The organism is Micromonospora sp. DH14 (assembly GCF_029809455.1).
GTDB classification, from domain to species: domain Bacteria; phylum Actinomycetota; class Actinomycetes; order Mycobacteriales; family Micromonosporaceae; genus Micromonospora; species Micromonospora parva.
Genome location: NZ_JARVKT010000024.1, coordinates 87,234 through 102,760 on the forward strand (window position 1 = coordinate 87,234; position 15,527 = coordinate 102,760).

The 15,527-nt window shown below is 71.5% G+C and carries 11 protein-coding genes; 5 read left to right on the top strand and 6 right to left on the bottom strand.

All coding sequences use genetic code 11. The annotated features are described in order from the left end of the window. Window positions 1–16: 16 nt before the first annotated feature. The gene (locus QCZ28_RS25425; RefSeq protein WP_030329975.1) at window positions 17–424 is read right to left on the bottom strand and encodes a roadblock/LC7 domain-containing protein; all 408 of its coding nucleotides are present in this window, start codon (window positions 422–424) and stop codon (window positions 17–19) included. Next, window positions 421–3,576: a sensor histidine kinase gene (locus tag QCZ28_RS25430; protein WP_279519001.1), complete on the bottom strand. Its 3,156-nt coding sequence runs from the start codon at window positions 3,574–3,576 to the stop codon at window positions 421–423. The genes QCZ28_RS25425 and QCZ28_RS25430 overlap by 4 nt, the downstream gene beginning before the upstream one ends. A 444-nt stretch (window positions 3,577–4,020) precedes the next feature. Between QCZ28_RS25430 and QCZ28_RS25435 the strand changes: the two genes are divergently transcribed. Further along, a complete protein-coding gene (locus QCZ28_RS25435; protein ID WP_279519002.1) occupies window positions 4,021–5,199 on the top strand; it encodes an ABC transporter substrate-binding protein in 1,179 nt (392 codons plus the stop codon). Between the two features lie 229 nt (window positions 5,200–5,428). Here QCZ28_RS25435 and QCZ28_RS25440 read toward each other — a convergent pair whose 3' ends face one another. Together QCZ28_RS25440 and QCZ28_RS25445 are read right to left on the bottom strand one after the other, a co-directional pair. Then, window positions 5,429–6,286 (bottom strand): ABC transporter permease, encoded by an 858-nt coding sequence (locus QCZ28_RS25440; RefSeq protein WP_279519003.1) that lies wholly within the window; start codon window positions 6,284–6,286, stop codon window positions 5,429–5,431. A 101-nt stretch (window positions 6,287–6,387) separates the two neighbouring features. Continuing rightward, the gene (locus QCZ28_RS25445; RefSeq protein WP_279519004.1) at window positions 6,388–7,419 is read right to left on the bottom strand and encodes an ABC transporter substrate-binding protein; all 1,032 of its coding nucleotides are present in this window, start codon (window positions 7,417–7,419) and stop codon (window positions 6,388–6,390) included. A gap of 270 nt (window positions 7,420–7,689) precedes the next feature. Here QCZ28_RS25445 and QCZ28_RS25450 point away from each other — a divergent pair, with 270 nt between their 5' ends. The 4 genes from QCZ28_RS25450 to QCZ28_RS25465 all read left to right on the top strand — a co-directional run bounded on the left by QCZ28_RS25450 (window position 7,690) and on the right by QCZ28_RS25465 (window position 12,896). Next, window positions 7,690–8,475, top strand: coding sequence for an ABC transporter ATP-binding protein (locus QCZ28_RS25450; RefSeq protein ID WP_279519005.1), 786 nt, complete (start codon window positions 7,690–7,692; stop codon window positions 8,473–8,475). Between the two features lie 2 nt (window positions 8,476–8,477). After that, window positions 8,478–9,428, top strand: coding sequence for an LLM class F420-dependent oxidoreductase (locus QCZ28_RS25455; RefSeq protein ID WP_279519006.1), 951 nt, complete (start codon window positions 8,478–8,480; stop codon window positions 9,426–9,428). Further along, window positions 9,425–9,733 carry a cupin gene (locus QCZ28_RS25460; protein ID WP_279519007.1) on the top strand — a complete coding sequence of 103 codons (309 nt, stop codon included), beginning with the start codon at window positions 9,425–9,427 and terminating at the stop codon, window positions 9,731–9,733. Before QCZ28_RS25455 ends, QCZ28_RS25460 begins: the two co-directional genes overlap by 4 nt. Before the next feature lie 76 nt (window positions 9,734–9,809). Then, complete coding sequence (locus tag QCZ28_RS25465) at window positions 9,810–12,896, top strand: hypothetical protein (protein ID WP_279519008.1); 3,087 nt, start codon at window positions 9,810–9,812, stop codon at window positions 12,894–12,896. A gap of 122 nt (window positions 12,897–13,018) precedes the next feature. Here QCZ28_RS25465 and thiC read toward each other — a convergent pair whose 3' ends face one another. Then, window positions 13,019–14,611, bottom strand: a complete 1,593-nt coding sequence (gene thiC, locus QCZ28_RS25470; RefSeq protein ID WP_279519009.1) for a phosphomethylpyrimidine synthase ThiC — start codon at window positions 14,609–14,611, stop codon at window positions 13,019–13,021. A gap of 16 nt (window positions 14,612–14,627) precedes the next feature. Continuing rightward, window positions 14,628–15,413 (bottom strand): bifunctional hydroxymethylpyrimidine kinase/phosphomethylpyrimidine kinase, encoded by a 786-nt coding sequence (gene thiD / locus QCZ28_RS25475; RefSeq protein ID WP_279519010.1) that lies wholly within the window; start codon window positions 15,411–15,413, stop codon window positions 14,628–14,630. Window positions 15,414–15,527 lie beyond the last annotated feature (114 nt).

Here is a 15,527-nt window from a genome sequence, read left to right on the forward strand (position 1 = left end):
GCGCCGTCCTCCGGTGTTAAGAGCGCACCGCGTCGCGCGGCAGCGGCACCAGCGCGGCGCCCACCCGTTCGACCAGCAACGCCATCTCGTAGCCCACCTGACCCACGTCGCAGCTGCGCGCGGCCAGTACGGCCATCGACGAACCGTCGCTGATCGACATCAGGAAGAGGTACCCGCTGTCCATCTCGATGACTGTCTGCAACACCCCGCCCGCGCTGAACATCCGGGCCGCGCCCTCGGTCAGGCTCACCACGCCGGAGGTGATCGCAGCGAGCTGGTCCGCCCGGTCCGCCGGCAGGTCCCGGGAGGACGCGAGCAACAGCCCGTCTGCGGACACCGCCACCACGTGGGCGATACCCGCCACGCTGTCGGCGAAGTTGGTGAGCAGCCAACCCATGTCCTGCATGGCAGCTGGCCTGTTCATCGGCTCTCCTTGGTCGAGGTGCTGTTCAGGTCCGTTCCGGCCGTGCGACCGCGCTGCACACCGCGGTGGTAGGCCGACAGCAGACCACGTACTTCATCCGGGGTCCGCCGGCTGCGGTCCCGGCCGCTCTTGGGTTCGATGCCACCCGGCACGAGCTGTGCCTGCGGCACCCGCTTGGGCAACCCGGAACGGGTGGTCCCGGCGGGGGCCGGCTCGGCAGCCCGGCTGGCCCGCGACCAGCCCTCGTCGGCCGCCGTACGCCAGGCCTCCGGGTCGGGAGCGGGCGCGGCCGGAGCCGTCCGGCCAGCCGGTGCCGGGCTCGGTGCCGGGCTCGGGGTGTACGACGGTGGCGCCGACGACCGGGCGGCGAACCCGTCCATCGTCGCGCCGCCGTTGCCCCCGGTGCCCGGCGTGGTCGTGCCGTCGGAGCTGCCCGGGGTGCGGGTCGGCAGCTTCGGCCGGGCCGGCGGCGCGGCCGGCACGGACGCCGCGCTGTTGCCGCTGCGCAGGCCGGAGTCGGCGGCGGGTGCGGGCGGCTCGTCGAAGTTGGGCCGGGTGAAGATCGCGGTGGCGTCGTCGCCGTGCGACCGGAACCAGACCGCTTCCATCTCCCGGAAGATCGGCGCTTCGGCGGGGAAGTCGGGCCGGGTGCTGACCGGTGCGGCGGGCACCGACGGCACGGCAGGCACCGGTGGTGCGGCGGGCACCGGCGGTGCCACCGCGCCCGGCCCGGCGACCGGCCCGACCGGGAGGCCATGGCCGCCGCGCCCGTCCGCGCCGTCCGCGGCGGCACCCCGACGGGGCAGCGGGTCGACCGTCGGGTAGGCCACCGTCGGGCTGCCCATCGACGCGCCCGCGCCGTTGCTGTACGCCGGACGGGCCGGCGGGAGCGGGGCGGCGGGTGCCGGAGCGGCTGGTGCCGGGTCGGCGGGTGCCGGTGGCATGGTCGAGCGCGGGCCGGTGTAGCCACCCGCCTGCACGGCCGGGGTGGTGTCCCGCGAGTCGAGCGGTGACTGCCACTGGGCGGGTGCCGGCGTGCTGGTCCGCCACTGGTCGGGCAGCGGCGCCGCCGACGTGGCGGCACCGGCGAACTGCTCGGCGTGACCGACCGGGGTGAGCGGCGTCTGCTCCACTGCCATCGGCTGACGCGGCCGGGTGAGCACCTGCTCACGGCCTCGGTTGCTGGGCAGCACCACTGTGGTGGCGGGCAGCGTCACCTGGGCGACGGTGCCGCCCTCGACGTTGCGACGCAGCTCCACCCGGATGCCGTAGCGGGAGGCGAGCCGACTCACCACGGCCAGACCCATCAGCCGGAACGCGGCGACGTCGACGCTCGGCGGGGCGGCCAGCCGCCGGTTGAGCGAGTCGAGCTGCTCGTCGGTGAGGCCGAGCCCACGGTCCTCGATCTGGATCAGGACGTAGTCGCGGATCCGGCGACCGTCGGCGACCACAGTGGTGTTCGGCGGTGAGAACCGGGTGGCGTTGTCGAGGAGTTCGGCGACGAGACGCACCACGTCGTTGACCGCGTGCGCGGCCACCGAGATGTCGGTGTCCACGGTCCCGAACTCGATGCGGTTGTACAGCTCCACCTCGGACTGGGCGGCGCGCAGCACGTCCACCACCAACGCGTCGTCACGACGCGGTACGGCGGAGTCGGCGCCGGCCAGGACCAGCAGGTTCTCGTCGTTGCGGCGCATTCGAGTGGCCAGGTGGTCCAGTTCGAAGAGCTGCGCGAGCCGCTTCGGGTCCTCCTCGCCGCGCTCGATCGCGTCCAGCTCGCCGATCATCCGGTCGACCAGGGTCTGACTGCGGCGGGCCAGGTTGAGGAACATCGCCGAGACGCTGGTCCGCAGTGCCGCCTGCTCGGCGGCGACCCGCACCGCCTCCCGGTGTACGACGTTGAAGGCCAGCGCCACCTGACCGACCTCGTCGCGACTGTTGAGCTGGATGGGGTCGCGGACCTGCCGGACGATCTCGTCCACCCCGCCGTCGCCCACGCTGCCCATGTTCTGCAGCCGCTGCACGGCGTCGGGCAGGTCGTGGTTGGCCACCGAGAGGGCGCCCTCACGCAGTCGGCGCAGCGAGTGGTTGAGCGAGCGGGCCAGCACCACGGCCAGCGACACGGCGATGATCAGGGTCAGCAGCACCAGGACCGACTCGACCACTGCCTGCCGGATGACGTCCGAGCGCGCCTGGTCGGCCTGCTGGAGCAGTCGGTCCTGCAGTTGGATCTCGGCCCAGCGCATCAGGTCGTTCACGGCGCCGATGGCCGCGGTGGCGTCCTGCGCGCTGACCAGCGGGCGCTGCCCGACCGAGCGGGTGATGTCGGTGGCCACCCGGTCGGACAGACCGACCGCGTCGCCGGAGACGGTGCTGTTGACCAGGCCGCGCTGCACCGGGTCGGCGGCCAGCGAGAAGGCGACCAGGGCCTCCTGTTGACCCGTCAACGTTGCCACGAAGGACGAGAACTGCTCCGAGTCGAGCTGGCCGGCCGTCAGCGCGGTGAAGGCGACCGCCTCCTCCTCGGCGACGGAAGCCTTGGCGCGAGCGAACGCGGCGACGGCGCGACGGCTGTCCGCCAGGCTCTCGTCGCCGGGCAGCTGGGCCAGGCCGTCACCGTACGAGACCAGGTCGGTGAGGATGACCCCGTAGCGCAGCACCGCCTCGGCGACCGCCATCTGCCGGCGGTCCAGCACCTCCTGGCGGGTGCCGTCCAGAGTGGCCAGGTGGTCGTCGATGGCGGCCAGCCGGTCCCGCAGGGCGGCCGGCACGTCGCCGATCCGGCCTCGCTCGGCGCGGTACTCGTCCACCTTCTGCTGCGTCTGTCGGACCCGCAGGTTGTACGCATCGGCCGGCTGCTGCGGGGTGGCCAGGTAGGCGGCTGCGGCCATCCGTTCGGCGTGGAGATCCTGGGTGAGGGCGCTGACGTCGATGGAGAGCGCGGTCAGTGACCGGGCCCGGGTGGCGTCGAAGGCGCCCTCGCCGACGGAGATCAGACGGACCGTGGCCAGCGCGATCACCGCCGCCACCGGGACGACAAGAATCAGCGCCAGCTTGGACCGGATCCGGGCGTCGCGCAGTCTCGGCATCCGTCGGCGTTCACGCCGGCTGCTGTCGCCGAGCGCGGGCAGGGTCGTCGGTCCGGTGCTCACGACATCGCCTCCGTCGTTTCTTCCCCGCCTGAGCCGCCGAGCCATGCCGTAAGCGGAGGGGACCACGCGCGGCACGGCCGCGATTTCATCAGAGATGATCGTGTTTGGGAAGCCGCAGTGAGGTAGGAAACGGTCGGACGGAGCGCATCCCGTGATCCGGTCAACTGATACCTTCATTTCCGCAAGCCCCTGAACAGGGCATGTAACTCCAGAGTGGTCACGCGTGTATGCAAAGTGAGCTTTTGCAAACATTGCGTTACCCCAGCATGTGGGATGGCCGTCCCGAAAATGCCACCGGGGTCCGCGCTTGACCACAGCGCCGGCCATTGGCAAGGTTTTGCAGGCTTCGCGCACACCGTACGGCAGAGAAGATCCCGCCCTCCACTGAGGACGGATTAGCGGCGGTGACCGGGCAGCGCCCGCGCCCGCACCTGGAGGACTGAGTTGAGCCCCATCCGCTCCGCGACCATCGCGGCGCTCGCATCGGCCGTAGTGGCCACCACGCTCACCGGCTGCCAGTTCGGCGAGGCAGAGCAGGACACGAGTCCGATCGTGATCGCCGCTGATCTCGAACTGTCCGGCGCCGCAGCCACTGTTGGCCGGACATACCAGCGAGCCCTCGAACTCAAGGTCGAGCAGTTGAACTCCTCCGGAGCACTGAACGGCCGGGAGATCAAGCTGACGGTCAAGGACAACCGTTCCGACTCCGCCGAGTCACTTCGCAACATCGTCGACTTCAGCAACGATTCGCGGGTCAGCGCCATCATCATGGGCGGCTGCAACGAATGTGCAGTCGGTGCGGTCGGCACCATCAACGAGAAGCGGATTCCCACCATTGCGCTGGCGGCTTCCGGCGCGATCGCCGCACCGGTCGCCGAACGGCGTTACGTGTTCAAGCTGGGCCCTAACGCCCCGGACAGCGCCGCCGCTCTGACCACCGAACTGCGCCGCAACAACATCCGCAAGGTGGGGATGCTGGTCAGCGACGACGACTACGGCCAGGAGGGCGCGACCGCCCTCAAGAGCGAGCTGGACAAGGCGAACATCTCGCTCCGGCAGCAGCGGATCAAGACCACCGACACCGACGTCAGCCGACAGGTGCAGCAGCTCGCCTCGGGCAAGCCCGACGCGATGGTCTTCTGGACCCCGCCGGAGCAGGCGACCCTGGCCGCCGCCAGCGCCCAGCAGACCACCTTCCGTGGGTCGATCTATTTCGACGCGGGAGCGGCCGGGGACCTCTTCCTCGGCGCGTCCGCCAAGGCGACCGAGAAGGCCACGCTGATCTTCACGCAGACGATGGTGATCGACGACGTGATCGCGACCACTCCTGCCAAGGCCGCGCGGCGGCAGTGGTTCCAGGACTACACGGCACGCTTCGGCGGCTACAACGGGTCCTCGTCGTTCGCCGCGGACGCCGTCCAGCTCATCGCCGACGCCGAACTGCGCGCCGGCGGTGAGATCGGGAAGGTCGACCGCAACGGCATCCGGGACGTGCTGGAAACGTCCCAGATGGACGGTCTGTCCGGCCCGATCCGGATGACTCCGGACAACCACAGCGGCCTGATGCCGCAGGCGCTCACCACGCTTGTCGCCCGCAATGGTCGCTGGCGGTTGGCGGGGTAAACGCTTCCGGGCCTCGTGTGGCTTGCGTGGTCCGGCGGGATCGTCGGGGTGCCGGGTGGGGGTGTGGCCGACCGTGCCCGGCTCCGGGCGGTCAGGCTTGATCCCTCCGCCGGGCACGGTCGGCCACACCACGCTCGCCTGCGGCTTCGACGGAACGGGCCGGCCTCCTCGATGGGGGCCGGCCCGTTCGCGTTTGCTGGGATTGATCTCTTCTGTTGTTGGTCTGCTCTCAGCGGCTGCTGGTGGTTTCTCGGACCCAGGGCAGGGCGATTCGCTCGATCAGCAGGAGCGCCGAGTAGAGCAGGATGCTCACCAGCGCCACCAGCATGATCGCCGCCCAGGCGGTGGCGGCGTCGCCGATGCCCGCGTACTGCGTGATGACGTAGCCCAGACCACTCTCACCGGCCTGGAACTCACCGATCACCGCGCCGATAGCGGCCAGCGGCATGCCCACCTTGAGCCCGACGAAGATCTGCGGCAGCGCGGCCGGGAAGCGCACCTTGCGGAACGCCTGCCAGCGGGACGCGTTCCAGGAGCGCACCAGTTCGGCCAGGTCGGCCGGCGTGGTGGTCAGGCCGGTCGCGGTGGAGAGCACGATCGGGAAGAAGCAGAGCAGGAACACCATGGTCAGGATCGGTTTCTGACCCCAGCCCAGCGCCACCACCAGCAGCGGACCCAACGTGATCTTGGGCACCGCGTTCACCGCGACCAGCAGCGGGGTGAACATCCGCTCCACAGTGCGGGAGCTGGCCAGGGCGAGCCCGATCAGCACACCGGCGGCCACCGAGAGGGCGAAGCCGGTCAGGATCTCCAGCGTGGTGTCCCAGGTGTGCTCCAACAACTGGACGGGCTTCTCGACGAACGCGTTGAGCACGTCACCGGGCGGCGGCAGGGCGACCGGGTGAACCAGTTCCAGCCGGGCGACCAGCCACCACGCCGCCAGCGCGGTCAGGATGCCGACCGCGGGCAGCACCGCATCGGCACCGGCGCGCAGGCCGGCGCCTCGACCCGCGCGCCCCGCCTCGGGGCCGGCGTTGGGAGGCGGGGTTTCCGCCACCGCCGGGTCCGCTGACCGGACGTCGGTCATCTCTGTCCTCCTCGAAGTCCCACGGCCCGCCGGGGGCCGACGAGCGTCGGGGGTACGCCCACCGGGATCGGCGGAACGTACCCCCTGATGACGACGGACGATCAGGCCTTCGGCGCGAGGCTGAAGTCGATGATCTGCTCGGGGGTGATGTTCTGCTTCAGCGCGCCGGCGCCCTGCAGGATGGCGATGCTCTTGGCGACCCGGCCGCTGTCCAGGGTGCCGATCGCGGTGCCGGTGTTGCCGGAGCGGACGTACGCGGCCATCAGGTCCAGCTCGGCGGCGGCGGAGACCGGGTTGGTGGCGTCGACGTTCTTCTTCAGGATGTCGGCGGCCTCCTTGGAGTTCGCCAGGCTGTACTCGAGGCCCTTGAGCAGCGCCGCGGTGAACCGCTTCACCATCTCGGGCTTCTCCTTGGCGATCTTCGAGGAGGTGATCAGCACGTTGCCGTAGAGGTCCTGCATCACGTTGCTGTACGGCAGCATGACGGCCTTCTTCTGGGCCGCCGCCTCGATGGTCGGCTGACCGACGACGAACTGACCGATGCCGTCCACCGAGCCGGAGGCCAGCGTGCCGATCAGGTTCTGCGCCTCACCGTTGACCCAGGTCACCTTGGTCGCGTCCACACCGGCGAGCCGGGCGTACGTCGGGAAGAGGTTGCGGACCACGGACCCGGGGGTGTCGGCGAGCTTCTTGCCCTCCAGGTCCTTCGGGGAGCTGATGTTCTTGCCCTCGACGGTGGCGATGCCCGCCATGGTGCGCTGCTGGATCGCGGCCACCGCGGTGAAGTCCTTCGCCTGGCCGTTGCCGAGCTGGAGCAGACCGCCGGTGAGGTCGATCGGGCCGAAGTCGGCCTGGCCGCCGACGACGGTCTGGATCACGCCGCCGGTGCCCTGGCCGGCCTTGATCTCGACGTCGAAGCCGGCTTCCTTGAAGAAGCCCTTGTCCTTCGCCACCCAGGCGTAGGAGTCACGGCCGAAGTTGCCGAACGAGGTGAGGTAGGTCACCTTCTCCAGCGCCTTGCCGTCGCCGCCCTTGGCGTCGTCGGCCGAATCCGACCCGCTGCTGCAGGCGGAGACAAGGGCGAGGGCGGTGGCCAGCGCGGCCGTAGCGACCGTACGGGTCAGCCTTCTCATCAGTGCACCATGTCCTTTCCGACCGGGGCCGGCAGGCCACCGGAGGGGGTTGTTATGACGGGCCGGCGAGAGGGGTGGAAGCCGGGCTCCGCCGTCGTGAGGGGACTCTTCGCGGGCACAGCGTACGAGAAACCCACAGTTGTGACGCCAGGCGTATCGGGTTGCGGAACGGAAACAACATGACGACCACCCCAGCCGGTGCCATACCTCGACACGGCGGTTAGCCTTTGTCGGATTCCTGACCCTCGACTCAGCGGAGGTACGCCGGAGATGATCCGACTGTCCGGGGTGTCCCGCACCTTCGAGGGCCGGTCCGGCCGGGTGGAGGCGCTGCGCGGCATCGACCTCGACGTCGCCGAGGGCGAGTTCGTCGCCGTGCTCGGCCGCTCCGGCTGCGGCAAGTCCACTCTGCTGCGGCTGATCGCCGGCCTGCTCCCGCTGAGCGCCGGTGAGATCACCGTCGCCGGTACGCCGATCACCCGCCCGCGCCAGGACATCGCCATGCTGTTCCAGAAGCCGGCGCTACTGCCCTGGCGCACCGTGCTGGACAACGTCCTGCTGCCCGTGGAGATCTTCGGCTGGAGCCGCGCCAAGCACCGGGAACGGGCCCGGCAACTGCTCGACGTGGCCGGGTTGGCCGGCTTCGAGAAGCGGCTGCCGCACGAACTCTCCGGCGGTATGCAGCAGCGGGTGTCACTGTGCCGGTCGCTGATCGGCGAGCCCCGGGTGATGCTGATGGACGAGCCGTTCTCCGCGCTGGACGCGCTCACCCGCGAGGAACTCTCCGGCGAACTCCAGCGGGTGCACATGGAGAACAAGCCGACGATCGTCTTCGTCACCCACTCGATCGACGAGGCGGTGCTGCTCGCCGACCGGGTGGTCGTGCTGAGCCCTCGTCCCGGCCGGATCCGCAAGGTCGTCGAGGTGGCCATCCCCCGGCCCCGCACCCTGGGCCGCAACGCCCACCTGGCCGACGTCGCCCAGGTCAGCGCCGACCTGCACGAACTGCTGATGGAACGCGAGCAGCCGGCCTCCGTCGGCGTGGAAGGACACTGACCATGCGGGTGTCGGTCTTCACCGAGCCGAACCGTGGCGCCAGCTACGACACCCAGCTCCGGTTCGCCCGGCTGGTTGAGGCCTGCGGCTACGAGGGCTTCCTCCGCGCCGATCACTACCAGTCGATGGGCGCGGACCCGGGCCTGCCCGGGCCGACCGACGCCTGGCTGACCCTCGCCGCCCTGGCCCGGGAAACCGAACGGATCCGGCTCGGCACCCTGGTGACGTCGGCCACGTTCCGCCTGCCCGGCCCGCTCGCGGTGATGGTCGCGCAGGTCGACCAGATGAGCGGTGGCCGGGTCGACCTGGGCATCGGCGCCGGCTGGTACGAGCGCGAGCACACCTCGTACGGCATCCCGTTCCCGGCGGTCGGCGAGCGCTTCGACCGGCTCGCCGAGCAGCTGGAGGTGATCACCGGGTTGTGGGCCACCCCGCCCGGCCAGACGTACACCTTCACCGGCGACCACTACCGGCTGGTGGACGCTCCCGCGCTGCCCAAGCCGGTGCAGGTGCCCGGCCCGCCGATCATCGTGGGCGGGCGCGGCCCCAAGCGCACACCCGAACTGGCCGCCCGGTACGCCGACGAGTTCAACATGCCGTTCAAGTCCGTGGCCGTCACCGCCGAGGCGTACGACCGGGTGCGCGAGGCGTGTGAGCGCACCGGACGGGCGGAGTCCGGGCGCGACCCGTTGGTGCTCTCCGCCGGCATCGTCGTCGCCATCGGCCGCACCGACGCGGAGGCCCAGCGTCGGGCCGCGCCCCTGCACGAGAAGAGCGCGCTGCCTCCGGAGGACCCGGTGGTCGGCTCCCCCGCGCAACTCGCGCAACGGATCAACGAGTTCGCCGCCATCGGCACCACGCGGGTCCACCTGCGCCTGATCGACTTCGATGATCTCGACCACCTTGAGCTGATCGCCGCCGAGGTGCTGCCCCAACTGGACGGAGCACGATGACCGACGTGATCGACGGAACCGAACTCGGACCGGTGGGTCAGGAGATCGTGTACGAGAACGACCGGGTCCGGGTCTGGCACATCCGCCTCGAACCGGGCGGGCGGCAACCGCTGCACCGGCACGACCACCCCTACCTGGTGGTGGCGATCGAGGGTGCCAAGAACGTCGTACAGACCGTCGACGGCACCCGGATCGACGCCGACGAGCCCACCGGCGGGGTGGTCTACCGGGACCCGGGCGCGGTGCACATGCTGACCAATGTCGGGGATACGACTTACCTGGCCCGGCTGGTCGAACTCAAGTAGACCCGCCGATGGCCACCGGCGTGCCGCGCGGCGCGCCGTTGGCTATCGGGTGTACCAGGTGCGTAACGTGCCGGACATGGCCTTTCGGACCTGGGGCAAACTGCTGCTCACGGCGCTCGGGGTGAGCGTGCTGGCCGGAGCCGGCCAGCTCGGCGTCGCGTACGGTTTCGGCATCGTCCGCCTGACCGGCGCATTCACCGGTACGACAGTCAACCAGTGGCCGGCCCAGCTCGTCTGGGTGGGCTGGTTCGCCGCGAACGCCGCCGTGGCCGGTGCCGTCCTGACCGGACGCCTCGCCCGCCGCGACGTGCCGGCCGCCAGCACCGGCCGGCAGTTGGCGGTCGGTGGCGCGGCGGCGCTCGGCGCCACAGTCATCGCCCCGCTCTGCATGCAGCCCGCCCGCGCCGCGGAGCTGATCTCCGTCGACCCGGTCTGGGCGGTGGGCATCTGCGCCATGGTCGGTGCGGTGATCGGGGCGGGCGCGGCGATCGCCGTCCTGTTCCGGCCCGAGCTGGGCTGGAACATGACAGCTGTGGCCGGCGCGGTCTGGCTGCTGGCGCTCATCTCCGTCCTACCGTCGCTCGGCGCTGTCGGCCCGCTGCCGACCGTCCGGCTCGGCGTGCTGGAGCCGAGCTGGCTCGGCGACGCCGCCGCCCAGCGACTGGCGCTGCTCCTGCTGCCCACCGTGGCGCTGTTGGCCGGCGCGGCGACCGCCGGGCTGGCTCGCTGGCGCGGCCAGGCCCCACTGGTCAGCGGGGCCACCGGAGTGGCCGGTCCGGTGCTGGTGGCGTTCGCCTACCTGACCGCCGGTCCGGGTGACGCGGTGGACCGCTACCAGGCCACCCCCTACTACGGCTCATTGATCGCGATCCTCGCCGGAGCACTCGGCGCGGCCGCCGCCGCGCTGCTGCGCTGGCCGACGGGCACCCGTACCGCCGATCCGCAGGCGATCAAGCCCACCGCCATCCTGCGCCCACTGCCCGCCGGCCCGGCGCTACCCGACGCCGCGTCGGCGAACGATCGGGACACCGCCGAGCGCACCGACCCGGAGTCGGCCAACGCCGAGCTGTCCACCCGCGCGCAGCCGGGCGTCGTCGCCGGCCCGTGGCCGACGGGCGACCCCGAGGGCGTACGCACCGTCCCGGCCCACTGGGACTGGCCGGGGACCACAGCGAGCGGCCAGCACGGCCCGACTCCCGCCGCTGCTCCGTCCGCCTCCACTCCGCCGTCTCCGGCGGATCCGCTGTCCCCCGCTGGCCCGCTGTCCCCCGCTGATCCGCTGTCTTCCGCCGGCCCGTTGTCCCCCGCTGATCCGCTGTCGCCCGCTGGTCCGCTGTCCCCCGCCGGTCCGAGTCAGCCCGCTGCCTGGCTGACCGCGCCGACCGGTGAGCTCGCCGCCGCAGCCCAGACGCCCTCGGCGCGCCACGATGACGTCCCGGCCACGACCGGGCCCTCAGCCAGCGCCGACGCCAGTGCCGCCACCGCGACCAGCAGCGCCGCCGGACGCGCCGACGCCACCAACCCGGCAGACGGCCGAGCGGCCGACGGGCCGACCGGCAGCGCGGCGACGGGCACGAGCCGCAAGCTGACCGGTGGGCGCGCCACCCGCAAGGCCGCCGCCCCGACCAGCACCGACGCACCTGGCACGCACACGACCGGAACGCACACGACCGGAACGCACACGACCGGAACGGGCACGACCGCCACGGAAACGACTGGCACGGACACCGCCGGCACGGGCACGACCGGCACGGGCGCATCCGGCACGGAAACGACCGGCACGGACACGAGCGACCACGGCACGCCCGAGCCGCCGCAGACGATCAAGCCGCGACGAACCCGCAAGCCGAAGACCGACCCGGACGCCGTGGCTGACGGCACGTCCCCTACCGGCACGACGGCCGCCCCCGAGACGGCCAACCCCGAGACGAGCACCGGCGGGACGGCCACCGGCCGCGCCACGAGGGGGACCGGGCCGGACAGGTCCGCCGACAGCGTTGGCTCCGACGCGGCCACCGCCGCTGCGGTGCCCGGCCTGGGGAGCCCGGGTGAGCGGTCGGGCGCGACGTCCGAGCCCACGTCGGCTGCTGACACCGGCACGGCAGCAGCCCGCAGCACCGCTACCGGCGGGCAGCGAGCACCGGCCACCGGCTCGAAGCGAACGCCGGCCACCTCGACGACCGCCGGAGCTGACACGACGCCGGTCCCGGCCGACCCCGAGTCACCGGCCACGGCAACCGACGAGGCACCGGCCACCACCGCCGGGGCGTCACAGGCACCGGCCACCACCGCCGGGGCCACGCACACACCGACCACAGCTGATGCGAGGCGAGCACCGGCGGCACCGACAGCGACCGGCGACTCTGCCGCGGAGGCCACCGCCGCCCCACGCGTTCCGACGACCGGCACGGGCAGCTCGACAGCACCGGCCGACCCGACCAGCGACTCGGTGATCGCCGGGGGCACCGACAGCGCCGGGACCGCCGCCGAGGTTCCCGCTGCCGGGTTGTTCGGGGCCACCGCCGCCGATGACCCGGACGCGGACCGCTGGACGCCCGCGCCGTCGGCCTGGCCGGTCACCTCGACGTGGACGGTGCCACCGCAGGCCGCCGAGCCCGCGACGACGGCGTCGGACGGGTCCAGGGGGTCCGACGAGCCGACCGAGCCGACGCCCAGGCCCCGGCATCGGGCACCGTTGCCGGATCTGAGCCGGGCCGGCACCTGGAACGCGTTCGACACCTCCCGGCGCGCCAGGTCGACGGGACCGCAGGACAGCTCGTCAACGCGGACAACCCCGACCGGAACCAGCGAGCCGGCAGTCACGACCGACCACCCGAAGTCGACGGAGTCGCCCACCGGTGCCACCGACAGCGGCACCGGCGATCCGGCGGGTGCCGACGCCACGTCGGCAGCCCCGACGCCAACCCAGGTGGCGGAGCAACCCTCCCGACGGGGACGACTCGGTGGGCTGTTCCGCCGCAACCGGTCGCGTGCCGACGAGGAGGGCCCGAAGACGTCGGACGCGGCCGAGCCGCTGGCCACCCAGGACGAGGAATTCGTCGACTGGGTCGCCGGGCTGAGCAAGCCGGTGTCGGACAACGAGCCCGAGCAGGAGAACGGCCGCCGGTCGTTGCGCTCCAGCGGCCGACACCACCGCGACTGACTGATCGACTCGGGTTCATTGATTCCGGGCTGACACAGTCGCCCGGACAGCCCGACATTCATGAACCCGAGTCGATCAACCCACGGCACCCCGCGGGCCGGAGCACTGACGGCCCGGCCAGGTCAGGCGAGCGGGAGGTAGACCCGACTACCGCCGGAGATGAACTCGTCCGACTTGTCCTTCATGCCGCGCGCCGCGTACTCCTTGAGCTCTTGGGTGATCTTCATGGAGCAGAACTTCGGGCCACACATGGAGCAGAAGTGCGCAGTCTTCGCCGGCTCGGCGGGCAGGGTCGCGTCGTGGTACGAGCGGGCCGTCTCCGGGTCCAGCGAGAGGTTGAACTGGTCCTCCCAGCGAAACTCGAACCGCGCCTTCGACAGGGCGTCGTCCCAGGCCTGCGCGCCGGGATGCCCCTTGGCCAGGTCCGCCGCGTGGGCCGCGATCTTGTACGCGATCACGCCCGCCTTCACGTCGTCCCGGTCCGGCAGGCCGAGGTGCTCCTTCGGCGTGACGTAGCACAGCATCGCGGTGCCGAACATGCCGATCATCGCGGCGCCGATCGCCGAGGTGATGTGGTCGTACGCCGGCGCGATGTCGGTGGTCAACGGACCGAGCGTGTAGAAGGGCGCCTCGTGGCACCACTCCTGCTGAAGGTCCACGTTCTCCTTGATCTTGTGCATGGGTACGTGACCGGGGCCCTCGATCATCACCTGGACGTCGTGCTCCCAGGCGATCTTCGTCAGCTCGCCGAGGGTACGCAGCTCGGCGAACTGCGCCTCGTCGTTGGCGTCGGCGATGGAGCCGGGGCGCAACCCGTCGCCGAGGGAGAACGTCACGTCGTACTTCGCGAGCAGCGCGCACAACTCCTCGAAGTAGGTGTAGAGGAAGTTCTCCTCGTGATGCGCCAGGCACCACGCCGCCATGATCGAACCGCCACGGGAAACGATCCCGGTCACCCGGTTCACGGCCAGCGGCACGTACGGCAGGAGCACACCGGCGTGCACGGTCATGTAGTCCACGCCCTGCTCGGCCTGCTCGATCACGGTCTCCCGGAACACCTCCCAGTTCAACTTCACCGGGTCGCCGCCGACCTTCTCCAACGCCTGGTAGATCGGCACGGTTCCGATCGGCACCGGGGAGTTCCGCACGATCGCCTCCCGGGTCTCGTGGATGCGCTTACCGGTGGACAGGTCCATCACGGTGTCCGCGCCCCAGCGGGTGGCCCAGGTCAGCTTCTCCACCTCCTCGGCGACCGACGAGCTGACCGCCGAGGTGCCGATGTTGGCGTTCACCTTGACCAGGAACGCCTTTCCGATGATCGCCGGCTCGCACTCCGGGTGGTTGACGTTGAGCGGGAGCACCGCCCGGCCGGCGGCGATCTCGGACCGAACGAGTTCCGGGTCGACGTTCTCCCGGATCGCCACGAACTCCATCTCCGGCGTCACCACACCGGCCCGCGCGTACGCGAGCTGCGTCGGCCGGCGACCGTCCACACCGGCCAGTGGTGTGCCCGGACCTCGCACCGGCGCCACATCACCCCGCTCGGCGATCCACGGCCCCCGCAACGGCGGCAGCCCCACCTCCGGGTCCGAACCAGGACCCGACGTGTCGTAGAGCCGCACCGGTGGCAGATCACCGGTCAACCCCACCTCCGCGAACGGCACCCGGACATCCGGCCGCGAACCCTCGACGTACACCTTGCCTCGTGCGTGCATGACAGCCTCCTGGTGATCAGGCGGACCAGCCGAAGTGGTTCAGCGGCCCGCGCCCCGCGCCCAGCTCCCAGCCCCGCGCGCCGGTCAGCGCACGGAGCACGTACTCCTTGGCGGCCCCCACGGCGACCGGCACCGCGTCGCCCCGACCGAGCCGCACCGCGATGGCCGCGGAGAACGAACACCCCGTGCCGTGGGTGTGCCGGGTGTTCACCCGGGGTCCGCGCAACACAGTGGTGACCCCCGCGCCGTGCAGCACGTCGACCGCCTCGCCCCCGTCGAGGTCACCGCCCGTGACCACCACGTACTCCGGGCCGCCGGCCGCCAGGGCCTCGGCGGCCACGACCATCGCGGCCACGTCGTCCACCGGGCGTCCGGTGATCGCCGCCGCCTCCGCGCAGTTCGGGGTCGCCACAGTGGCGTACGGCAACAGCCGCTCCACCGCGCCCACCACGCCGAGCCGGTGGCCACTCGTGGCCACCAGCACCGGATCGACGACGAGTTGCGGCAACCGGCCGTCCCGGGCCGCCTCGGCCACCACGTCGGCGATCGCCGGGGTGCCGAGCATCCCCGTCTTCACCGCGGCGACCGTGAAATCGGTGAGGACGCTGTCCAACTGTTCGGTGACAGTGCGCGGGGGCAGCGGCAGTACCGCGTCGACACCCCGGGTGTTCTGGGCGGTGACCGCCGTGAGGACGCTGGTGCCGTACGCGCCCAGCGCGGCGAAGACCTTCAGGTCGGCCTGGATGCCGGCACCGCCACCGGAGTCCGAGCCGGCGATGGTGAGGATCGTGCTCGGGGTCATTTTCCTGAGTTTCTGGTTTGGGGGTGCGGTGGGTTGTGACTGGTTGCGGTCTGGGGCTGCGGCCGACCGTGCCCACTCCGGGCGGTCAGGCTTGATCCCTGCGTGGGCACGGTC